Origin of the sequence: Bowmanella yangjiangensis (assembly GCF_017255015.1) — a bacterium.
Classification (GTDB): domain Bacteria; phylum Pseudomonadota; class Gammaproteobacteria; order Enterobacterales; family Alteromonadaceae; genus Bowmanella; species Bowmanella yangjiangensis.
This window is the reverse complement of the sequence record NZ_JAFKCS010000170.1, coordinates 1,201-1,695: the sequence shown is the minus strand read 5'-3', so window position 1 is coordinate 1,695 and position 495 is coordinate 1,201. Positions and strand designations below refer to the sequence as shown.

1 protein-coding gene is annotated in these 495 nt (G+C 61.8%); it reads right to left on the bottom strand.

Annotation, left to right across the window (positions count from 1 at the left end):
- Nucleotides 1-221 precede the first annotated feature (221 nt).
- Nucleotides 222-495: flagellin (locus tag J0A65_RS23015; protein WP_269814705.1), on the bottom strand; the 274-nt coding region annotated here is incomplete at its 5' end.

The following is a 495-nucleotide window of genomic DNA, read 5'->3' as shown; positions in this document are numbered from 1 at the left end:
AGACGAGGATTCAGCCACGCAGTCGTGGGCTGACCAGGCGCAGGCAGCGGTGTTGCCGCATCAGAATGAGGGTATGTGCAGTGTTCATGTCGCTAACCCTACGTTCGGTAGGGAATGATGGCAATACTTACGGGAAAAACGCCTGAAAATTTCGCGCTGTCGTGTATGCGGGCGATTAATTGCGCTTCTTGGCGCAAGGCTTGCGACGGATTGCGCAGGGCTCAGGCCAGCAGTTCGAGTACCGCCTGCGGGCGCTGGTTGGCCTGGGCGAGGATGCTCTGCGCGGCTTGCTGGATGATCTGCCGCGAGGCGAGGTTGGCGGTCTCGTTGGCGAAGTCGGTGTCGAGGATGCGCGAGCGACTGGCTGCGGTGTTCTCGGCGATGTTCTGCAGGTTGCTGATCGTCGACTCCAGGCGATTCTGCACCGCGCCCATGTAGCCTCGCTGGCGGTCGATGTAGGCCAGGGCGTCGTCGATGTCCATCACCGCCAGGCCG